Below are 18,332 nucleotides of genomic sequence, written 5' to 3'. Positions count from 1 at the left end.
CAACCCCCTTGCGGGGGCAACACCAGCGGGCCGGCGAAGCCGGTTCCGCGGTGTTCCACGAATGGGCCGGGCTTCGCCGGCCGACGAGCGCTGCCGGTGGAAGTCGGCAGTCTCAACATCAACATCCGACCATGAGCCTGCGTTCCACCCTCGACTTCCTGCTCTACGACTGGCTCGACGCCGAGTCGCTCAACCAGCGCGAACGCTTTGCCGACCACTCGCGCGAGACCTTCGACGCGGTGCTGGATACCTGCGAGCGCATCGCGCGCGAGAAGTACGCGCCGTTCAACCGCACGGTCGATACGCAGGAGCCGCATTTCGACGGCGAGAAGGTCATCCTGCCGCAGGCCACGCACGACGCGCACAAGGCCTTCGTCGACTCGGGAATGATGAGCGCCGCGCAGGACTACGACATCGGCGGCATGCAGCTGCCGTACACGATGCAGGCCGCCGCCAACAGCTTCTTCGCGATGGCCTCGGTGAGCATCGGCTCGAACATGCTCACCAGCGGCAACGCCAACCTGCTGATGGTGCACGGCACCGAGATGCAGAAAGAGGTGTTCGCCAAGAACGAGTTCTCCGGCCGCTGGGCCGGGACCATGTGCCTGTCGGAGCCGCAGGCCGGCTCGTCGCTGAGCGACGTGGCCACGCGCGCCGTGCCCGACGGCGACGACTTCCGGAACGACCCTCTGGGCCCGCGCTACCGCCTCACGGGCAACAAGATGTGGATCTCGGCCGGCGACCACGAGCTGACCGAGAACATCGTGCACATTGTGCTGGCCAAGATTCCCGACGAGAACGGCAAGCTGGTGCCGGGCACGCGCGGCATCTCTTTGTTCATCGTGCCCAAGCGCATGGTCGACACCCAGGGCAATCTCACGGGCCAGCGCAACGACGTGGCGCTGGCGGGCCTGAACCACAAGCTGGGCTGGCGCGGCACCACCAACACGCTGCTGAACTTCGGCGAGGGCAAGTACCCGGTCGACGGCAAGGCCGGCGCGGTGGGCTACCTGGTCGGCGAACCGGGCAAGGGCCTGCATTGCATGTTCCACATGATGAACGAGGCGCGCATCGGCGTCGGCACCGCCGCCACCATGCTCGGCATGGCCGGCTACCACGCCTCGCTCGAATACGCCAAGACCCGGCCGCAGGGCCGCCTGGTCAAGAAGCCAGAGGCCGCCGGCGCCGCGGTCGCCAAGGACTCGGCCGCGCCGCAGGTGCGCATCATCGAGCACGCCGACGTGCGCCGCATGCTGCTGGCGCAGAAGGCGTACTGCGAAGGCGCGCTGGCGCTGGAGCTGTACTGCGCCCGGCTGGTCGACGAGCAGAAGACCGGCGACGCCCAGGCCGCGGACGACGCGCGCCTGCTGCTGGAAGTGCTCACGCCCATCGCCAAGAGCTGGCCCAGCGAGTGGTGCCTGGAGGCCAATTCGCTGGCCATCCAGGTGCACGGCGGCTACGGCTACACGCGCGACTTTCCGGTGGAGCAGTACTGGCGCGACAACCGCCTGAACATGATCCACGAAGGCACCCACGGCATCCAGGCGGCCGACCTGCTGGGGCGCAAGGTGCTGATGGAAAAGGGCCGCGGCCTGCAGCTGCTGGCCGGCCGCATGACCGCCACCATCGGCCGCACCGCCGAGGTGCCCGCGCTGGCGGCCCACGCCAAGGCGCTGGGCGCCGCGCTGCAGCGCATCGGCAGCGCGACCGAGGCCGCCTGGTCCACCGGCGACCCGGCGGACGCGCTGGCCAATGCGGTGCCCTACATGCAGGCCTTCGGCCACACGGTGCTGGCCTGGATCTGGCTGGACGTGGCCGGCAGGGCCCTGGAGAACGACGGTGAAAAGGCCAGGGCGGTAACAGCTGGCAAGATCGGCGCCACGGACTATTTCTTCCACTACGAGCTGCCGAAAATCGGTGCCTGGCTCAACGTGGTCGAAACCCGCGACCCGACCTGTACCGCTTTGCCCGAGGACGCCTTCTGATGGCCATCAACAATCCGCCGAATTCCACCCCCAACACCCCCGCAAACGCACCGAAGCCGCCCAAGCCGCATGCCCGCCTGGAGAAGTGGATCTGGATCCTGATCTACGGCGGCCTGTTCCTCGTCATTTTGGGCATTTCCACCGGCCGCACCGACGCCGCCCTGGGCTGGTCGATCGCCGTTCCCGGCGGGCTGGTTTCGCTGGTGGGCTTCGTGCTCATCTACGTGCGCTCGCGGCTGGGCAACAAGTAGCCCGAGGACGACGCCATGCTCAAGCACATCGTGATGTGGAAGTTCAAGGAGCACGCCGAGGGCGCCGACAAGGCGACCAACCTGCGCAAGGCCAAGGCGCTGCTCGACGCATGCGCCAGGCTGTCGCCGGGCACGCACCGCTTCGAAGTGGCCATCGCCCAGCCCGGCCTGGAAGCCACCTACGACCTGATTCTGAACTCGGAATTCACCGACGCCGCCGCGCTCGCGGCCTATGCGGACCATCCGCAGCACTTGGCCCTGAAGCCATTCATCGGCGCCGTGCGCGAAGCCCGCCAGTGCATGGACTACGAGATCTGACCCAGAAACCGAACCCCGGAGACAACCCCATGACCGCCCGCACCGTCCAGAAACTCTTCGACCTCACCGGCAAGACCGCACTCATCACCGGCGGCTCGCGCGGCCTTGGCCTGCAGATGGCCCACGCGCTGGGCGAGGCGGGCGCGAAGATCATGCTGAGTTCGCGCAAGGCCGACGACCTGGAGCAGGCCGCGGCCGAGCTTCAGGCCGCCGGCATCGACGCGCGCTGGATCGCCGCCGACTGCTCGAAGGAGGAAGACACCCGCCGCCTGGCCGACGAGACGCTGCAGCGCATGGGCGCGGTCGACATCCTCATCAACAACGCCGGCGCCAGCTGGGGCGCGCCGGCCGAAAACCACCCGGTCGAGGCCTGGGACAAGGTGATGAACCTCAACGTGCGCGGCTACTTCATCCTGTCGCAGCAGATCGCCAACGGATACATGATCCCGAAGAAGACCGGGCGCATCATCAACATCGCCTCGATCGCCGGCCTGAACGGCAACCCGCCCGAGATGCAGACGCTGGCCTACAACACCTCGAAGACCGCGGTCATCGGCTTCACGCGCACGCTGGCCGCCGAATGGGGCAAGTACAACATCAACGTGAACGCGATCTGCCCGGGCTTCTTCATGACGAAGATGGCCGCCGGCCTGATCAAGTCGCTGGGCGAGGAAAAGATGGCCGCGCAGGCCCCGCTGGGCCGCCTGGGCGACGACGAAGACCTGAAGGGCCTGACGCTGCTGTACGCGAGCGATGCCGGCAAGCACATCACCGGCCAGTGGCTGGCGGTGGACGGCGGCGTGAGCGTGGTGCTGGGCGCCGCCTGAAAAACCGAAATGACAATTCCAGAATCCGACGACATCAACATCCGCTCGTACACGAGCCAGATTCCCTTTGCGCGCCACCTCGGCTTCGAGCTCACGAAGTTCGAGGGCGGCGAGTCCGAGATCGCCTACACCGCCAAGCCGGAGCACCTGAACACCTTCGACGTGACCCACGGCGGCGCCTGCATGACGCTGCTGGACATCGCCATGGCCGCGGCCGCGCGCAGCGTGTCGCCCGAGACCGGCGTGGTCACCATCGAGATGAAGACCAGCTTCATGCAGCCTTCCGTGGGGCCGCTGCGTGCGCGCGGCACGCTCATTCACCGCACGGCGACGCTGGCTTTCACGGAAGCCAAGATCTACGACGAGCAGGAGCGCGTGTGCGCCCACGCCACGGGCACCTTCAAGTACGTGAAGCGCCGCCTGCCGACCGGCCCCGCGAGCGCCAACGCCATGCGCCCGCCATCGACCGACTGACAGACACACACCCAACACCGGAGATACACATGCCCACCAACAAGCAGATCCACCTCGACAACCGCCCCGACGGCGAGGCCGTGGCGAGCAACTTCAAGCTCGTGACCGCGGAAACCCCGGCGCTGAAAGACAACCAGGTGCTGGTGCGCCACCACTACATGAGCCTGGACCCGTACATGCGCGGGCGCATGAACGACTCCAAGAGCTACGCGCAGCCGCAGCCGCTGGGCCAGACGATGCAGGGCGGCACGGTCGGCGAAGTGGTCGAGAGCAAGCACCCCAAGTACGCCGTGGGCGACAAGGTGGTCGGCTTCGGCGGCTGGCAGGAATACAGCGTGGTCGACGCCTCGCAGCCCGGCGCGCTGAAGAAGGTCGACACCACGCATGTGCCGCTTTCGCACTACCTCGGCGCGGTCGGCATGCCTGGCGTCACGGCCTGGTACGGGCTGGTGAAGATCATCGCGCCCAAGGCCGGTGAAACCGTGGTCATCACCGCCGCCAGCGGCGCGGTGGGCAGTGCCTTCGGCGCGCTGGCCAAGGCGCGCGGCTGCCGCGTGGTGGGCATTGCCGGCGGCCCCGACAAGTGCAAGTACGTGACCGACGAGCTGGGCTTCGACGCCTGCATCGACTACCGCCAGCACCCCGACGTCAAGTCGATGAGCGCGGCACTGAAGGAAGCCTGCCCGAACGGCATCGACGGCTACTTCGAGAACGTCGGTGGCTACATCTTCGACGCGGTGCTGCTGCGCGCCAACGCCTTCGCCCGCGTGGCGCTGTGCGGAATGATCGCGGGCTACGACGGCCAGCCGCTGCCGCTCGCGAACCCGGCGCTGATCCTCATCAACCGCATGAAGATCGAAGGCTTCATCGTCAGCGAACACATGGAAGTGTGGCCCGAGGCGCTCACGGAACTGGGCACGCTGGTGGGCACGGGCAAGCTCAAGCCGCGCGAGTCGATTGCGCAAGGCATCGAATCGGCGCCCGAAGCGTTCCTGGGCCTGCTCAAGGGCAAGAACTTCGGCAAGCAACTCGTCAAACTGATCTGAATGAGCTGAACGCACGGCAAGGAGGCCGGTCATGGACACCACGCACGAGGTCTTCAACCAGCCCACGCCGCTGGTGGACTACAACCTCTTCGACACCAACCGGCCGCTACGCGATGCGCTGAAGTTCAACGCGCCCGCGCTGCAGACCACGCAGCTGCACGAACTGGGCGCGACCCTCGGCTCGGCCGGCATGCAGGCGCATGCGCGGCTGGCCAACATCCACACGCCCGAGCTGCACACGCACGACCGCTTCGGCCGGCGCGTCGACGAGGTGGAATTCCATCCGAGCTATCACGCGCTGATGAGCGCCGCCGTGGGCGCGGGGCTGCACGGCACGCCGTGGAGCGGCACCTCGGCGTCGCCGCATGTGCTGCGCGCGGCCGGCTTCATGCTCTTCACCGAGCTGGAGCCGTCGATTCTCTGCCCCATCTCCATGACCTACGCCGTCACGCCCGCGCTGCGCGGCAATGCCGGCGTGTACGCCGACTGGGGCCCGAAGCTCGGCAGCCTCCGGTACGACCCGGCGCTCAAGCGCTTCAGCGACAAGCCCGGCGTGACCATGGGCATGGGCATGACCGAGAAGCAGGGCGGCTCCGACGTACGCGCCAACACCACCCGGGCCGTGCGCGACGGCAGCGACGCCTGGGGCGAGCGCTATGCCATCACCGGCCACAAGTGGTTCTTCTCGGCGCCGATGTGCGATGCCTTCCTGGTGCTGGCGCAGGCGCCGGCCGGGCTCAGCTGCTTCTTCCTGCCGCGCGTGCTGCCCGACGGCACGCGCAACGCCATCCAGATCCAGCGCCTGAAGGACAAACTGGGCAACAAGGCCAACGCCAGTTCCGAGGTCGAGTTCCAGGGCGCCAGCGCCTGGCTGGTGGGCGAGGAGGGGCGCGGCATTCCGCAGATTCTCGAGATGGGCACGATGACCCGGCTCGACTGCGCGCTGGGCACCAGCGGCCTGATGCGCCAGTCGCTGGGCATCGCGCTCAACCATGCGACGCAGCGCAACGCCTTCGGCAAGCCCCTGATCGACCAGCCGCTCATGAAGAACGTGCTGGCCGACCTCGCACTTGAAAGCGAAGCCGCCACGGCGCTGGCCATTCGCCTCGCGAGATCCTTCGATCGCCAGGACGACGAGCACGAGCGCCTGATGGCCCGCCTGCTCACGCCCGTCGCCAAGTTCTGGATCTGCAAGCGCGGCAGCCACTTCGCGCAGGAGGCCATGGAATGCCTCGGCGGCAACGGCTATGTGGAAGAGGGCGGCGAAGGCATCATGGCCCGCATCTACCGCGAGATGCCGCTCAACTCCATCTGGGAAGGCGCCGGCAACATCATGGCGCTCGACCTGCTGCGCGGCCTGCGCAAGGGCGACGCGATTGCCGCGCTGACGAAGGAACTGGCGCCCGCGCGCGGCCAGCACGCGGCGCTCGACCGTCTTGCCGATGCGCTGCCCGCACGCATCGAGGCGATGGCCTCCGAAACAGAGGCGCGCCGCCTGGCACAGGACGTGGCATTGGCCGTGCAGGCATCGCTGCTCGCGCAGACCGCACCGGCGGCGGTGGCCGGTGCCTTCTGCGCATCGCGCCTCGGCGGCGACTGGGGCAACGCCTTCGGCACGCTCGGCGCCGGCACCAATTTCGATTCGATCATCCAGCGCGCGCAGCCCCGCTGAGCGCGCGCCGGGCCCACTGCAACGACCAAGCAACCCACAGGAAACAACCCATGGCCGACCTGATCCTCCACCACTACACCACCTCGCCGTTCTCGGAAAAGGTGCGGCTGATCCTCGGCGCGAAGAAGCTGCCGTGGAAGTCGGTCTTCATCCCGCCGATCATGCCCAAGCCCGACGTGGAAACGCTCACCGGCGGCTACCGCAAGACGCCGTTCCTGCAGATCGGCGCCGACATGTACTGCGACAGCGCGCTCATCGCCGACGTGCTCGAACATCTGCAGCCCGAGCCCACGCTCTACCCCGAGCCGGAGAAAGGCCTGTCGCGCATCCTCGCGCAGTGGGCCGACACCACGCTGTTCTGGGCCGCGATGGCCTGGAACCTGCAGCCCAGGGGCGCGGCAGAAGTGTTCGCCAAGGCGCCGCCCGAGGCCGCCAAGGCCTTCGGCGAAGACCGCGGCAAGATGAGCACCGGCAACATGACCCGCCTGCGCCCGGCCGATGCCACCAGCGCCTACAAGTCGTACCTGCGCCGGCTGTCGGACATGCTCGACGACAAGCCGTTCCTGCTGGGCGAAGTGCCCAGCATTGCCGACTTCTCGGCCTACCACCCGCTCTGGTACACGCGCCGCGTCGAGTCGGTGCGAACCATCCTCGACCTCACGCCCGCGGTGGTCGACTGGATGGACCGCATGGCCGCCATCGGCCACGGTGCGCCGGAGAAGTTCACGAGCGACGAGGCCATTGCCACCGCCAAGGCCGCCACGCCGCACACGCTGCTGACCGACAGCACCTTCCAGGACGACCACGGCATTCCGCTGGGCAGCGCCGTCACCATCCGCGCCGAGAGCTTCGGCCTCGAAGAAACGCCCGGCACGCTGGTCGCGGCAACGCGCACGCACTACACGCTGGAGCGCTCCGGCGAGCGGGTGGGAACGGTGCACGTGCACTTTCCGCGCATCGGCTATGTGCTGAAGAAGGCGGACGCCTGAGCCTGCTTGGCGGGCACCTTCGTGACTGCGCCCGCGCGCATTCCGTATTTCAATAGCGCCTTCGACGTCAGAGACATTCAACAAAAGAAGGACACCGGCAAATGATTCAGGACTTCAAGGGCAAGACCGCCGTTCTCACCGGCGCGGGCTCGGGCTTCGGACTGGAGTGCGCGCGCATCGGCGCGGCGCGCGGCATGAACCTCGTGCTGGTCGACGTGCAGCAGGACGCCCTCGACAAGGCCAAGGCCGAGATGGAAGCCGCCGGCGTGCAGGTGATGGCGCGCAAGGTCGACGTGTCCGACGCGGCGCAGATGGAAGCGCTGGCCGCCGCCGTGAAGGAACGCTTCGGCGCGCCGCACTTCGTGTTCAACAACGCGGGCGTGGGCGCCGGCGGCCTGGTGTGGGAGAACACCGTGGCCGACTGGGAATGGGTGCTGGGCGTCGACCTGTGGGGCGTGATCCACGGCGTGCGCCTGTTCACGCCGATGATGCTCGAGGCCGCCGCCAAGGACCCGTCCTACCGCGGCCACATCACCAACACCGCGAGCATGGCCGGCCTGCTCACGCCGCCCAACATGGGCATCTACAACGCCGCCAAGGCGGCTGTCGTGAGCCTCACGGAGACGATGTACCAGGACCTGAACCTCGTCACCGACCAGATCGGCGCGAGCCTGCTGTGCCCTTACTTCGTGCCCACCGGCATCACGAGCAGCGAACGCAACCGCCCCAATGCGCCGAAGGACAGCGAACTCACCAAGAGCCAGCTCATTGGCCAGGCCATGAGCAACAAGGCGGTGAGCAGCGGCAAGATCACGGCGGCCGAAGTAGCGGCCAAGGTTTTCGAGGCCATCAGCGACAACCAGTTCTACGTGTTCAGCCATCCGAAGGCGCTGGGCAACGTGCGCAGCCGCATGGAGAACATCGTGTCGGTGACGAACCCGGCCGACCCGTTCCTCGAACGCCCGGAAATCGGGCAGAAGCTGCGCGAGCAACTGCGCTCGGCCTGATTCTTCACGTCTCTTCTGGCCTCTTCAGGCCTCTTCAGGCCGCCGCCTGCAGCTCGCCCGCCAGCGTCTCGACGCGGGCGAGCGCGGCGGCGATCGACCGGTCGAGCAGGTCGCCGTGGTCTTCGGCGTGCTCTATACCCACGCTGTGCGTTTCGGTGAGCCCCAGCAGCGCCAGCGGGGCTGTGATGCCGGGCGTCAGGAAGTCCATTTCCGCCTGGAACCCGCCGGGTCCGTAGCCGCTGCTGCCGCATGAGGTGAGCAGCACCGTGCGGCGACGGCGTTCGGCCAGCAGCGGCACGTAGGGGTTGTCGCGGCTGCGGTCGAAGTCGAAGGTGGCGCCGATGCGCACGATGTTGTCGATCCACGACTTCAGCGGCGCCGGCATTCCGAAGTTGTACATCGGCACGCCGATCACGAGCAGGTCGGCGCGGCGCACTTCGGCGATCAGCGTGTCGCTCTCCGCGAGTACTGCATGCATCCACGGCTCGCGCTCGGCGGCCGGGGTGTAGCCCGCGGCGATCCATTCGCCGGTGACGTGGCCCGGCGGCGTTTCGCCGATGTCGCGGTAGATCACCTCATCGTGTGGCCGTGCCGCGCGCCAGGCCGATACGAAATGCCGGCTGAGCCGGCGCGAGTGCGAGCCGTGCGCATGCGTGCCAGAAAAGCCCGGGCGGGCGCTGGCGTCGATGTGGAGCAGGGTGGTCATGTTCGGGTCCTCGTTGTTGCCTGGTGGGATGAAACTGGTTCAGCTGTCGACTTGACAGGGTTCTCAATCTATCCAACCATCCGAGGCCCAACAAACGATGAATTCTTTTCGCTGCTAAAAAATCAATTCATCCATGAGCAACCTTCGCCAACTCCCGCCGCTGGCGTCGCTGCGTGCCTTCGAGGCGGCAGCGCGGCATTGCAGCGCCAAGCTCGCAGCCAGCGAGTTGTCGGTCACGCCGACCGCCATCAGCCATCAGGTGCGCCAACTGGAAGACTCGCTCGGCGTCGCGCTCTTCATCCGTCAACCGAGGCAACTGGTGCTCACGCCGCAGGGGCGCGAACTGCAGGCGGTGCTGAGCGAATCGTTCAATGCAATGGCCAACGCAGTGGCACGGCTGCGGGCACCGCCGCAGCGGCAGGCCATCACGCTGTCGGCCACGCCGGCCGTTGCGGCCCGCTGGCTGCTGCCGAGAGTCGGCGCCCTGCGTGCGCTGCATCCGAAGCTGGACCTGCGCATCCACGCATCGCACGAGGCGGTGGCGCTCGACGGCGTTACCGCCGACATCGCCATCCGCTACGGACGCGGCCAGTGGCCGGGCATGGTGGCCGAGAAGCTGTTCGACAACGTGTTTGCGCCAGCGTGCAGCCCTGTGCTCAAGCTGAAGAAGCGGAGCGACCTGGTGCGGCACACGCTGCTGCACTTCGCGCTGCCCGGCAGCAGGAGCCAGCCGGGCACGTGGACGGAATGGCAGCAGGAGGCGCAGGTGGCCGGTCTCGACGTATCTGCGGGGCCGGTGTTCTCGGACGAAACGCACACCGTGTCGGCCGCGCTGCAGGGCCAGGGCGTGGCGCTGATGAGCCTGGCGCTGATCGCGGACGAACTGCGCGCAGGCAACCTGGTGAAGCCCTTCGGCCCGGAACTGCCGGGGCTGCCGTTCCATCTGGTGTGCCCCGAGGCGCGGCGATCGGAGCCCGCCGTGGCGGCGGTATTCGACTGGGTGAAGGGGCTGCAGCCGCTGGATGGAAGCGGGGCATGAGGAAGCACAACGGGCCGCCACATGTCGCGCGCACCTCGGAAGAATGCACACAGCATGGCTGGCCAGCCAAAGAAAAACCCGCCTGAGCGGGTTGAAGGGTAGCCCTGGAGGAGGGAGGAAAGAGTGGGCTACCGGCGCTGATTGTTTCGGCCGAAACTTATGCGGCGCTTAAAGCGGCATGCCCGAGCGAACAAGAGCTCACCGCGTTGCAAGCCGCAAAGCCCTACGCCCGGCGCAGGCGCTGTCGCGGAGCCCTTTCAATGCAGGCGATTAGAATCGCCGCTCCCTTGGGGAGTAGCCGGCTTCCGGACTTCGGAAGCGTTCACGTCAACATACTCGGTTCGCACCTTGCGACCGTGGCGTGAGCAGCCGAAAGGTTGGCGAGACCAGCGGTGCATGGACGCGGCTTTGGCCGGCGGGTTCGTGCGCCGCGGCGTCTTGAACCGGCCTTGCTTGCTACTTCCAAAATGAACATTGCCTCCACGATCCTTCTTGCATTCGCCATGTCGACGGATGCTTTCGCCGCTGCCGTCGGCAAGGGCGCAGCACTGCGCAAACCCTCCTGGCGCGAAGCCTTGCGCACGGGTCTCATCTTCGGCGTCATCGAGGCGATAACGCCCGTCATCGGCTGGGCTGCCGGCCTGGCCGCCGCCAGTTACGTCGAACGTTGGGACCACTGGATCGCGGTCACGCTGCTCAGCGTGCTGGGCCTGCGAATGATCTGGGAGGGCTGCGGCACGCCCGACGCAGTGGACGACAAGCCCAGCCGCAACTCCTTCTGGACCCTGGCCATCACCGGTTTCGCGACCAGCATCGACGCGATGGCCGTGGGCGTCGGGCTGGCCTTCATCAACGTCAACATCGCCTGGACCGCGCTCGCCATCGGCCTCGCTACGCTGACCATGGTGACGCTTGGCGTGATGGTGGGACGCGTGCTGGGCGCCGTCGTCGGCAAGCGCGCCGAGATCGTCGGCGGCGTGCTGCTGATCGGCATCGGGTTCTTCATCCTCTATGAGCATCTGAACGGGCTGGCCTGAAGCCGGGCATCGGTTGATACCGATGTAAACACACGACGGAGGTATTGCGTGAAAATGTGAATAAATCACGAATTCCGGCCATTTCGGATCACGTGTCCGAGCTGCTCAGGACAAGCCCCGAGCGAATCCTGAGTACCTTAAGACTACGATCCGGGGAATTAGACAAGGATCTCCATGGAGACGTACCCGACCCTTCGCCAGGCCACAGGCGTTGCCCGCATTCTCAGCAAGCGCTCGTCCTGCACCATCGTCGTCTACCGGCAAGCGGAAGGGAAGTTCGTGGCAGCGCATTCGACCGATCGGGTGGAGGGGAGCATCGAAGGCGTGTACCGCGACGGGTATGTGGTTCCAACGCTCCTGAGCAAGCCCGAGCGTTGAAGGGCTGCCTGCCTCGCTATCGCTGCGACGCCAATACGCCCTGCATCAGCAGCGACAGGGCTTTCCGCAGGCTGGTTGCCGATGCCGCCTCTCCCTTGTCAAGGCCGAGCAGGCGCCCGTGCCGTTGACCCAGAAGAAGCCGCCATAGATGGGGCGCTTGTCGGCCGCCCACGTCGAAGCGACGGTGCTCACGAACTTGACGAACCCCTCGGGCAGGAGGCGCTCGCCGTTCCACAAGCCATCTTGCAGCTGCAGAATCGCCGTCCGGAGAAACCGCGGCCCGAAGTCTAAAATCTTCGACGCACGAGATGTCGGGGGGGGGAAATCGGGATATGGAAGGCCCCGATACTGTCGCCGGAGACTCCCGCTGCACACGCCTCGGCAGCTTGAACAAGACCAATAATGAATCCCTCGGGCCCTTCGAAACTGCGCTTCGGTTTGCACACACGCCTCAGCCTCGGGGTGGCGGCGGTGGTTCTCACCGCCACCTTCACGATCGCGACCTGCGCGCTGCATTTCGTCAAGTCCAGCCTGCGCGCTTCCATCGCCGGCGAGCAGCTGGCCAGGGTGTCCGCCGTCGCGGACGCGATCGACCAGAAACTGAGCAGCCGCCGCATCCTGCTGCAGACTTTCGGCGACAGCGTGGTGGCCCAGGACTTCAAGGACGCCGAGCCGCTGCAGGCCTTTCTGGAGAAGCACGCGGCGCTCAAGCAGGCCTTCGACAACGTCGCCTTCATCGACATGGAAGGCAACCTGGTCGCCAACCAGAGCGGCGCGGTGCCCATCGGCAGCGTGAACATCAGGGACCGCGCCTATTTCCAGCAGACGGTGGCCTCCAAGGCCGGCATCATTTCGCAGCCCTACCGCAACCGGCTGAACGGCCTGGCGCAGGTGGCGATCACCGCGCCGGTGCTCGACGGTGCAGGGCAGGTGCGGTACGTGATTTCCGGGGCCATCAACCTCAAGGACCGCAACGTGCTGGGCGCGCTCGCCGAGGTCAAGATCGGCAAGACGGGCTACCTGTTCATCACGACCACCGACGGCATCGTGATCGACCATCCGCGCACGTCGCGCATCCTGAACCATGTGCAGGCCGAAGGCGGAGCCGGGCCGCAGGTGCTGCGGGCGATCGCGGGCTTCGAGGGCACGAGCGAAGGCGTCGACGAGCGCGGCGTGCCCGGCCTCTACGCCTTCGACCGCACCGAGCAGACGAACTGGATCGTCGGCTCGATGTACCCCAGCGCCGAGGCCTTCGCCCGTGTCGACGCCATCGAGCGTGCCGCGTGGATCGGTGCCGTGCTGCTGGCGCTGACCGCGGGCGCGCTGGCGCTGGGCGTGGTGCGCCGGCAACTGCGGCCTTTGGCCGAACTCCACCATCACATGCAGGTGGCGCAGCGGTCGCCCCACGAGATCGAGGCGCCCATGCAGTACGCGCACGACGAGATCGGTGATCTCGCCCGCACCTTCGACGAGCTGATGAAGCAGCGCCGCGCCACCGAGCAGAGCCTGGCGCACAGCGAGGCGCAGGTTCGCACCATTGCCGACAACATTCCCGCGATGGTCTCGCACATCGATGCGTCGCTGCGCTACACCTTCGTCAATGCGCACGTGCGCGCGCTGCACAACAACGCGCCGCTGGTCGGCCGCGCGATGCCCGAGGTACGCGGCCAGCGCGACTTCGCACTGGTGGAGCCGCACATCGCGCGCGCGCTGGCCGGCGAGGCCGTGATCATCGAGAAGCCGGGCGATCCAGCTCTGGGCATCGGCAATCGCACTTTCAAGGCGCACTACATTCCCGACATCGATGCCGACGGCGTGGTGCGCGGCGTGTTCTCCATGACCTTCGACATCACGGAGGAAGTGACCATCCACAAGGCGCTGACCGAGCAGGAAAAGCGGCTGCGCGACGTGACGGACAGCATCCCCGCGCTGGTCGGCTACTTCGACCGCAACCAGAACTGCCTGTTCGGCAACATCCGGGCGCGGCAGATGGCGGGCGTGGGCGACGGCTCGCTGGTAGGCACGACGCTGCGCACCGCGCTTGGCGACGCCATGTACGCGCAGCACAAGCCCTACCTGCCGGTGATGTTCTCCGGCAAGAAGGTGCGCTTTTCGGTGCGTGCGCCCACGCGCGGCAAGGAAGGCTTCTTCCAGGTCAACCTCATCCCCGACAAGAACCTGCGCGGCGAGGTGGTGGGCTTCTACCTCATGAGCTTCAACATCACGGCGCTGAAGGAAGCCGAGCTGCGCCAGGCCGAGAGCGAACTGCGGCTGCGTGCCATCACCGACAGCATGCCGGCGCTGATCACCTACATCGACCGCGAGGAAAAAATCACCTTCGCCAACGCCACCAGCCGCGAGTGGCTCGGCCTCGACCCGACGCAGGTGCTGGGGCGCCACATGCAGGACATCTCCGGGCGCGAGGTGTATCTCTCGCGCAAGCCGATGATCGAGCGCGCGCTGGCGGGCGAGAAGGTGGAGTTCGAGGCGCGCACCCAGCGCAAGGGCTTCGAGCGCATCACCCAGGTGATCTATGTGCCCGACGTGCGGTCCGACGGCCTGACGCACGGCATCTTCTCGCTGGCGCTGGACATCACCGCGCTGAAGGTGGTGGAGCACAAGCTTATCGAACTGGCGCGGCTCGACACGCTCACCAGCCTGCCGAACCGGCTGGCCTTCAACGAATACCTGCCGGACGCGGTGCTGCGCGGGCGCTTCACCGGCAATTCGCTCGCGCTGATGTTCCTCGACATCGATCACTTCAAGGCCATCAACGACACGCTCGGCCACGCGGTGGGCGACGCCGTGCTGGTCGAATATGCGCGGCGCCTGCAGGGCAGCGTGCGCGGCACCGACATGGTGGCCCGGCTCGCGGGCGACGAATTCGTGCTGGTGCTCGAGAACCTCGGCGGCCAGGAGGCGGTGGCCATCGTCGCGGCCAAGATCACGGATCGCATCGGCAAGCGGCCCTTCGAGGTGGACGGCCGGCAGATCGACGTCACGACCAGCATCGGCATCGCGTTCCACCGGGCCGCCGATTCCTTGGTGACGGCAGAGGAACTGCTGGCGCGCGCCGATGCGGCGCTCTACAACGCGAAGGCGGCGGGGCGCAACCGGTTCGAGTTCTTCATGTCCATCAGGAACTTGCCGGACACGACGGCCGAGGCCCACTGAGGCAAGAAGAGCGCAGCGCTGCGGCGCCGGCGTTCAAGGCAGCGGCGGCGCCACTGCGCGGTTCCTGCCCAGCGACTTCGCGGCATAGAGCGCCTTGTCCGCTCGGCGCAGCGCGCTGGCCACGCTTTCCTCGTCGCGCAGCATCTGCGAGACACCGCAGCTGATGGTGATGTGGCCCACCGGATCGATGAACGCATCGCCCACCAGCCGCACCAGCTCCGTGGCCGCCTGCATTGCCTCGGCCGCATTGGCGCCGGGCAGCATCAGCACGAATTCTTCGCCGCCCAGCCGCGCTGCTATATCTGACTTGCGCAGCCGGGTCTTCATGAGCCCGGCCACCGCCTTCAGCACGAGATCGCCGGTGGCGTGGCCGAAGCGGTCGTTGACCGACTTGAAGTGGTCGATGTCGATCATCACGATGCCGAGTGGCGCGGTGTCGGGGTTCGACACGGCCAGCACCTGCTGCAGCCGTTCTTCCATGCCATGGCGGTTGAGCAGCCCGGTCAGGGCGTCGAAGCGCGCCTGCCGGTCGAGCTCGGCGTTGGCGGTTTCCAGCGCGGCGGTGCGCTCCTTCACGCGCTGCTCCAGTTCGGCGTTGGCGCTGACGAGCTTGGCCGTCATGCCCGCGAGCGCCAGCGACAGCTGCTTGACCTCCGAGCTGCCCGCATTGGTGGGGATGCCGGTGTCGAGCCGGCCGGCGCCGATGTCGCGTGCCACCGACGCGATCTGCCGCAACGGCCGAGTGAGCCGCTGCGCCAGCAACCAGCCGAGCACGAAGGCCAGGGCGGCACAGAGCAGGCCCAGCATCAGCGCCTTCCTGACGCCGTCGCGCGCCGCGGCGCGCGCCACGTCGGCTGGCTCGCGCGCCACCACGGTCCAGCCCAGGTCGATCTTGCCGTCGGTCGCCCCGACCGACGCAGTGGCCATCAGGAACTCGCCGCCCGTCGATTCGCGCGCGAACTTCACCCCGGAGCCGCCGGTGGCGGACGGCTGCACGCCGAGGTCGGCCGAGCGGTCGAAGCCGGCGTCCGACGCGTAGATCACATGGTCTTTCGCGTCCAGCACGAACACCTCGAGGCGGCGCGCCAGGGCGTCGTCCGGGAAGAGCGACTCCACCACGCTGCGGGTCCATTCCCAGCTGCCGTGCATGCCCAGCACGCCGATCAGCTGCCCGTCGCGCCGGATGGGCGCCGCGAAGTCGACGAAGCGCTGCGGACCGCCGTCGCTGCCCTTGGGCAGCAGCGCCGCAAGCAGCTTGGCGGCGTGCACGTCGCCCACGTGCGTGCCGAGCAGGCCTTCCTGGAACCACGGCCGCTCGGCCACGTTGGCGCCGAGCAGCAGCTTGCCGGTGGACGCCTGCACCACGCCGTCGGGCGACACCACGCCGATCCACGCGCTGTAGGGCGTGAGCGCCTGGGTGCGCGAGATGGTCTGGATCACGCGCTCGGCGCCCAGGCCGTCCTTCCAGAGCGTGCTCGAGTCGGCGAGCAATTCGATCTCGCGCGTGCGCGAGGTGAGGCCGTCCGCCAGCGCCTTGGATGCGTTCCGCGCGATGGTGCGCAGCACGGCCGATTCGTCGGCCTCGCTCTTGCGCGCGAACATCGATCCCAGCACCAGCGAGAGCGTGACGGCCAGCACCGCCGCGAGCCCGCCGAAGCCCAGCGCCACCTGCGTGCGAAAGCTGCGAAACCAGCTTTTGCGGCGTGCCGGGGAGGGCGTGTCGTGGTTGTCGTCGTTCGCGGAATGGGCTGGGTACATCGATGGATGGTGTGCGGTTGTGGCTGCCCGTGCTCAAGGCACGGCGAGTACGTGGTTCTCGTGGCGGTCTTCGCCCAGGGCGAACCAGGTACGTCCCTTGAGGCTGAAGCCGTGTTTTTCGTAGAAGCGGCAGGCACTCCGAGCCGTCCTGCCTGCCGCGTCCTGCGCCAAAGCGGCAAAGCCCGACGGCGTGAACGCGTCGAGCACGTGGCGCCCCAGCAGGTCGTTCACGCCATCGGTGGCGTAGGTGTCGAGCCAGACCTGGATGGCCAAGGCCGCCAGCGCGTGCGCGTCGGTCGCAACGGCGGGGCGGACTTGGAGGGAAAAGAGCATTGCGCAGTAGATACGGGGCTTCGGTGTCCCTGGATTCTGCCTTTGCCGCGATTCCTGTGGATTCCCGCCAGGAGAAGGATCAGGCGGTTTGCGAAGCGCAATCGTGCAGCGTGTGGCTCGGTTCGTGCCGGTCCAGCGCGCGGCTCCACAGCGCGATGGCCAGGCCCACCAGCGTGAGCAGCGCCGCCACCCAGCCCAGCGCGCGCTGCCCGGGGCCGTGCGCGATCACCACGCCGCCCACCCACGCGCCGAGCGCATTGCCCAGGTTGAAAGCCGCGATGTTGAGGCTCGACGCCAGGTTCTGTCCGGCACCCGAGGCCTTTTCGAGCACCCGCAACTGCATGGGCGCCACCGTGGCGAACGAGGCCACGCCCAGCAGGCCGACGAAGGCCACCGCCATCCATGGCGTGCCGATGACCCACTGCATGACGCTCAGCACCACCGCCAGCACCGCCAGCGTGCCCAGCACGGCCGGCATCGTCGCGCGGTCGGCCAGCTTGCCGCCCAGGATGTTGCCGACGGCCAGCCCGCCGCCGAACACCAGCAGCACCGGCGACACCGCCGATTCCGACAGCCCCGTGACCTGCGTCAGCAGCGGCTGGATATAGGTGAAGACGGCCAGCACGCCGGCAAAGCCCAGCACCGTCATCGCAAGGCCCAGCAGCACTTGCGGGCGCACCAGCACCGCCAGTTCCTCGCGCAGCGGGGCGATCGGCGCGTCGGTTCGGCTGCGCGGCACGAACACGGCGAGTACCGCGAAGGCCAGCACGCCCAGCGCGGCGACCGCCCAGAACGCGGCGCGCCAGCCCAGGTGCAGGCCCAGCCATGCACCGGCCGGCACGCCCAGCAGCGTGGCGGCGGTCAGACCGGTGAACATGATCGCGATGGCCGACGCCCGGCGCTCGGGCGCCACCAGTCCGGTGGCCACCACCGAGCCGACGCCGAAGAAAGTGCCGTGCGCCAGCGAGGTGATCACGCGCGCGGCCATCAGCGTTTCGTAGTTGGGCGCGAGCGCGCAGGCCAGGTTGCCGAGCGTGAAGATCGCCATCAGCGCGAGCAGCACCGTCTTGCGGGGCAGCTTGCGCGTGGCGATGGTGAGCACGGGAGCGCCGACCGCGACCCCGAGCGCGTAGCCCGAGATCAGCAGGCCGGCGGCCGTGATGGAAACATGCAGGTCCGTCGACACCTGCAGCAGCAGGCCCATGATGACGAACTCGGTGGTGCCTATTCCGAAGGCACCGGCGGTGAGGGCGAGTAGAGCGATTGGCATGATGCCCTGTACTGTGGAGACAAACAGGCTCGATGACTAGAATGCCGCGAGTACAAGCATTTGTGATT

General features: G+C 67.5%; 17 protein-coding genes and 1 riboswitch. Of the genes, 13 read left to right on the top strand and 4 right to left on the bottom strand.

Annotation, left to right across the window (positions count from 1 at the left end; translation table 11 throughout):
- The first annotated feature begins 131 nt into the window (after positions 1–131).
- The 9 genes from QRN67_RS03880 to QRN67_RS03840 all read left to right on the top strand — a co-directional run bounded on the left by QRN67_RS03880 (position 132) and on the right by QRN67_RS03840 (position 8,569).
- The gene (locus QRN67_RS03880; RefSeq protein WP_285410597.1) at positions 132–1,985 is read left to right on the top strand and encodes an acyl-CoA dehydrogenase; all 1,854 of its coding nucleotides are present in this window, start codon (positions 132–134) and stop codon (positions 1,983–1,985) included.
- Positions 1,985–2,236, top strand: coding sequence for a hypothetical protein (locus tag QRN67_RS03875; protein ID WP_081269452.1), 252 nt, complete (start codon positions 1,985–1,987; stop codon positions 2,234–2,236). The genes QRN67_RS03880 and QRN67_RS03875 overlap by 1 nt, the downstream gene beginning before the upstream one ends.
- A gap of 15 nt (positions 2,237–2,251) precedes the next feature.
- Positions 2,252–2,554: a Dabb family protein gene (locus QRN67_RS03870; protein WP_285410594.1), complete on the top strand. Its 303-nt coding sequence runs from the start codon at positions 2,252–2,254 to the stop codon at positions 2,552–2,554.
- A 29-nt stretch (positions 2,555–2,583) separates the two neighbouring features.
- Positions 2,584–3,381: an SDR family oxidoreductase gene (locus tag QRN67_RS03865; RefSeq protein ID WP_081269454.1), complete on the top strand. Its 798-nt coding sequence runs from the start codon at positions 2,584–2,586 to the stop codon at positions 3,379–3,381.
- 9 nt (positions 3,382–3,390) lie between these two features.
- The gene (locus QRN67_RS03860) at positions 3,391–3,855 is read left to right on the top strand and encodes a PaaI family thioesterase (protein ID WP_106934426.1); all 465 of its coding nucleotides are present in this window, start codon (positions 3,391–3,393) and stop codon (positions 3,853–3,855) included.
- A gap of 29 nt (positions 3,856–3,884) precedes the next feature.
- Positions 3,885–4,901, top strand: a complete 1,017-nt coding sequence (locus QRN67_RS03855) for an NADP-dependent oxidoreductase (protein ID WP_081269456.1) — start codon at positions 3,885–3,887, stop codon at positions 4,899–4,901.
- Between the two features lie 31 nt (positions 4,902–4,932).
- Positions 4,933–6,573, top strand: coding sequence for an isovaleryl-CoA dehydrogenase (locus QRN67_RS03850; protein WP_285410590.1), 1,641 nt, complete (start codon positions 4,933–4,935; stop codon positions 6,571–6,573).
- Between the two features lie 50 nt (positions 6,574–6,623).
- Positions 6,624–7,562, top strand: coding sequence for a glutathione S-transferase family protein (locus QRN67_RS03845; protein WP_285410589.1), 939 nt, complete (start codon positions 6,624–6,626; stop codon positions 7,560–7,562).
- A gap of 101 nt (positions 7,563–7,663) precedes the next feature.
- Positions 7,664–8,569: an SDR family oxidoreductase gene (locus tag QRN67_RS03840; RefSeq protein WP_081269459.1), complete on the top strand. Its 906-nt coding sequence runs from the start codon at positions 7,664–7,666 to the stop codon at positions 8,567–8,569.
- A 34-nt stretch (positions 8,570–8,603) separates the two neighbouring features.
- Here QRN67_RS03840 and QRN67_RS03835 read toward each other — a convergent pair whose 3' ends face one another.
- Positions 8,604–9,275 carry an FMN-dependent NADH-azoreductase gene (locus tag QRN67_RS03835; protein ID WP_285410588.1) on the bottom strand — a complete coding sequence of 224 codons (672 nt, stop codon included), beginning with the start codon at positions 9,273–9,275 and terminating at the stop codon, positions 8,604–8,606.
- A 133-nt stretch (positions 9,276–9,408) separates the two neighbouring features.
- Here QRN67_RS03835 and QRN67_RS03830 point away from each other — a divergent pair, with 133 nt between their 5' ends.
- The 4 genes from QRN67_RS03830 (at position 9,409) to QRN67_RS03815 (ending at position 14,903) form a co-directional block, all read left to right on the top strand.
- Positions 9,409–10,314, top strand: a complete 906-nt coding sequence (locus QRN67_RS03830; protein WP_285410586.1) for a LysR substrate-binding domain-containing protein — start codon at positions 9,409–9,411, stop codon at positions 10,312–10,314.
- A gap of 282 nt (positions 10,315–10,596) precedes the next feature.
- Positions 10,597–10,767, top strand: a riboswitch (yybP-ykoY riboswitch).
- A gap of 14 nt (positions 10,768–10,781) precedes the next feature.
- On the top strand, positions 10,782–11,351 hold the full coding sequence (mntP, locus tag QRN67_RS03825; protein WP_081269462.1) for a manganese efflux pump MntP: 570 nt from the start codon (positions 10,782–10,784) through the stop codon (positions 11,349–11,351).
- A 174-nt stretch (positions 11,352–11,525) separates the two neighbouring features.
- A complete protein-coding gene (locus tag QRN67_RS03820) occupies positions 11,526–11,729 on the top strand; it encodes a hypothetical protein (protein ID WP_081269463.1) in 204 nt (67 codons plus the stop codon).
- Between the two features lie 438 nt (positions 11,730–12,167).
- Entirely contained in the window at positions 12,168–14,903 is a 2,736-nt protein-coding gene (locus tag QRN67_RS03815; protein WP_285410584.1) for a sensor domain-containing diguanylate cyclase, read from the top strand.
- A gap of 33 nt (positions 14,904–14,936) precedes the next feature.
- Here QRN67_RS03815 and QRN67_RS03810 read toward each other — a convergent pair whose 3' ends face one another.
- From QRN67_RS03810 to QRN67_RS03800, 3 genes are all read right to left on the bottom strand, one after another.
- Positions 14,937–16,661 (bottom strand): sensor domain-containing diguanylate cyclase, encoded by a 1,725-nt coding sequence (locus QRN67_RS03810; protein ID WP_285410582.1) that lies wholly within the window; start codon positions 16,659–16,661, stop codon positions 14,937–14,939.
- Positions 16,662–16,694: 33 nt separating this feature from the next.
- Positions 16,695–16,994 (bottom strand): hypothetical protein, encoded by a 300-nt coding sequence (locus QRN67_RS03805; protein WP_285410580.1) that lies wholly within the window; start codon positions 16,992–16,994, stop codon positions 16,695–16,697.
- 79 nt (positions 16,995–17,073) lie between these two features.
- Positions 17,074–18,264, bottom strand: coding sequence for an MFS transporter (locus tag QRN67_RS03800; protein WP_285410578.1), 1,191 nt, complete (start codon positions 18,262–18,264; stop codon positions 17,074–17,076).
- Positions 18,265–18,332 lie beyond the last annotated feature (68 nt).

The sequence above is a fragment of the Variovorax sp. efr-133-TYG-130 genome (genome assembly GCF_030208835.1).
Taxonomy (GTDB): Bacteria; Pseudomonadota; Gammaproteobacteria; order Burkholderiales; family Burkholderiaceae_C; genus Variovorax.
Note: the sequence above shows the minus strand (reverse complement) of the source record. Positions and strands in the feature narration are given on the sequence as shown.

Excerpts from the sequence above, each read along its gene's own strand:
- QRN67_RS03880 (WP_285410597.1), top strand. The coding sequence starts at position 132 with ATGAGCCTGCGTTCCACCCTCGACTTCCTGCTCTACGACTGGCTCGAC.
- QRN67_RS03875 (WP_081269452.1), top strand. The coding sequence starts at position 1,985 with ATGGCCATCAACAATCCGCCGAATTCCACCCCCAACACCCCCGCAAAC.
- QRN67_RS03870 (WP_285410594.1), top strand. The coding sequence starts at position 2,252 with ATGCTCAAGCACATCGTGATGTGGAAGTTCAAGGAGCACGCCGAGGGC.
- QRN67_RS03865 (WP_081269454.1), top strand. The coding sequence starts at position 2,584 with ATGACCGCCCGCACCGTCCAGAAACTCTTCGACCTCACCGGCAAGACC.
- QRN67_RS03860 (WP_106934426.1), top strand. The coding sequence starts at position 3,391 with ATGACAATTCCAGAATCCGACGACATCAACATCCGCTCGTACACGAGC.
- QRN67_RS03855 (WP_081269456.1), top strand. The coding sequence starts at position 3,885 with ATGCCCACCAACAAGCAGATCCACCTCGACAACCGCCCCGACGGCGAG.
- QRN67_RS03850 (WP_285410590.1), top strand. The coding sequence starts at position 4,933 with ATGGACACCACGCACGAGGTCTTCAACCAGCCCACGCCGCTGGTGGAC.
- QRN67_RS03845 (WP_285410589.1), top strand. The coding sequence starts at position 6,624 with ATGGCCGACCTGATCCTCCACCACTACACCACCTCGCCGTTCTCGGAA.
- QRN67_RS03840 (WP_081269459.1), top strand. The coding sequence starts at position 7,664 with ATGATTCAGGACTTCAAGGGCAAGACCGCCGTTCTCACCGGCGCGGGC.
- QRN67_RS03835 (WP_285410588.1), bottom strand. The coding sequence starts at position 9,275 with ATGACCACCCTGCTCCACATCGACGCCAGCGCCCGCCCGGGCTTTTCT.
- QRN67_RS03830 (WP_285410586.1), top strand. The coding sequence starts at position 9,409 with ATGAGCAACCTTCGCCAACTCCCGCCGCTGGCGTCGCTGCGTGCCTTC.
- mntP (WP_081269462.1), top strand. The coding sequence starts at position 10,782 with ATGAACATTGCCTCCACGATCCTTCTTGCATTCGCCATGTCGACGGAT.
- QRN67_RS03820 (WP_081269463.1), top strand. The coding sequence starts at position 11,526 with ATGGAGACGTACCCGACCCTTCGCCAGGCCACAGGCGTTGCCCGCATT.
- QRN67_RS03810 (WP_285410582.1), bottom strand. The coding sequence starts at position 16,661 with ATGTACCCAGCCCATTCCGCGAACGACGACAACCACGACACGCCCTCC.
- QRN67_RS03805 (WP_285410580.1), bottom strand. The coding sequence starts at position 16,994 with ATGCTCTTTTCCCTCCAAGTCCGCCCCGCCGTTGCGACCGACGCGCAC.
- QRN67_RS03800 (WP_285410578.1), bottom strand. The coding sequence starts at position 18,264 with ATGCCAATCGCTCTACTCGCCCTCACCGCCGGTGCCTTCGGAATAGGC.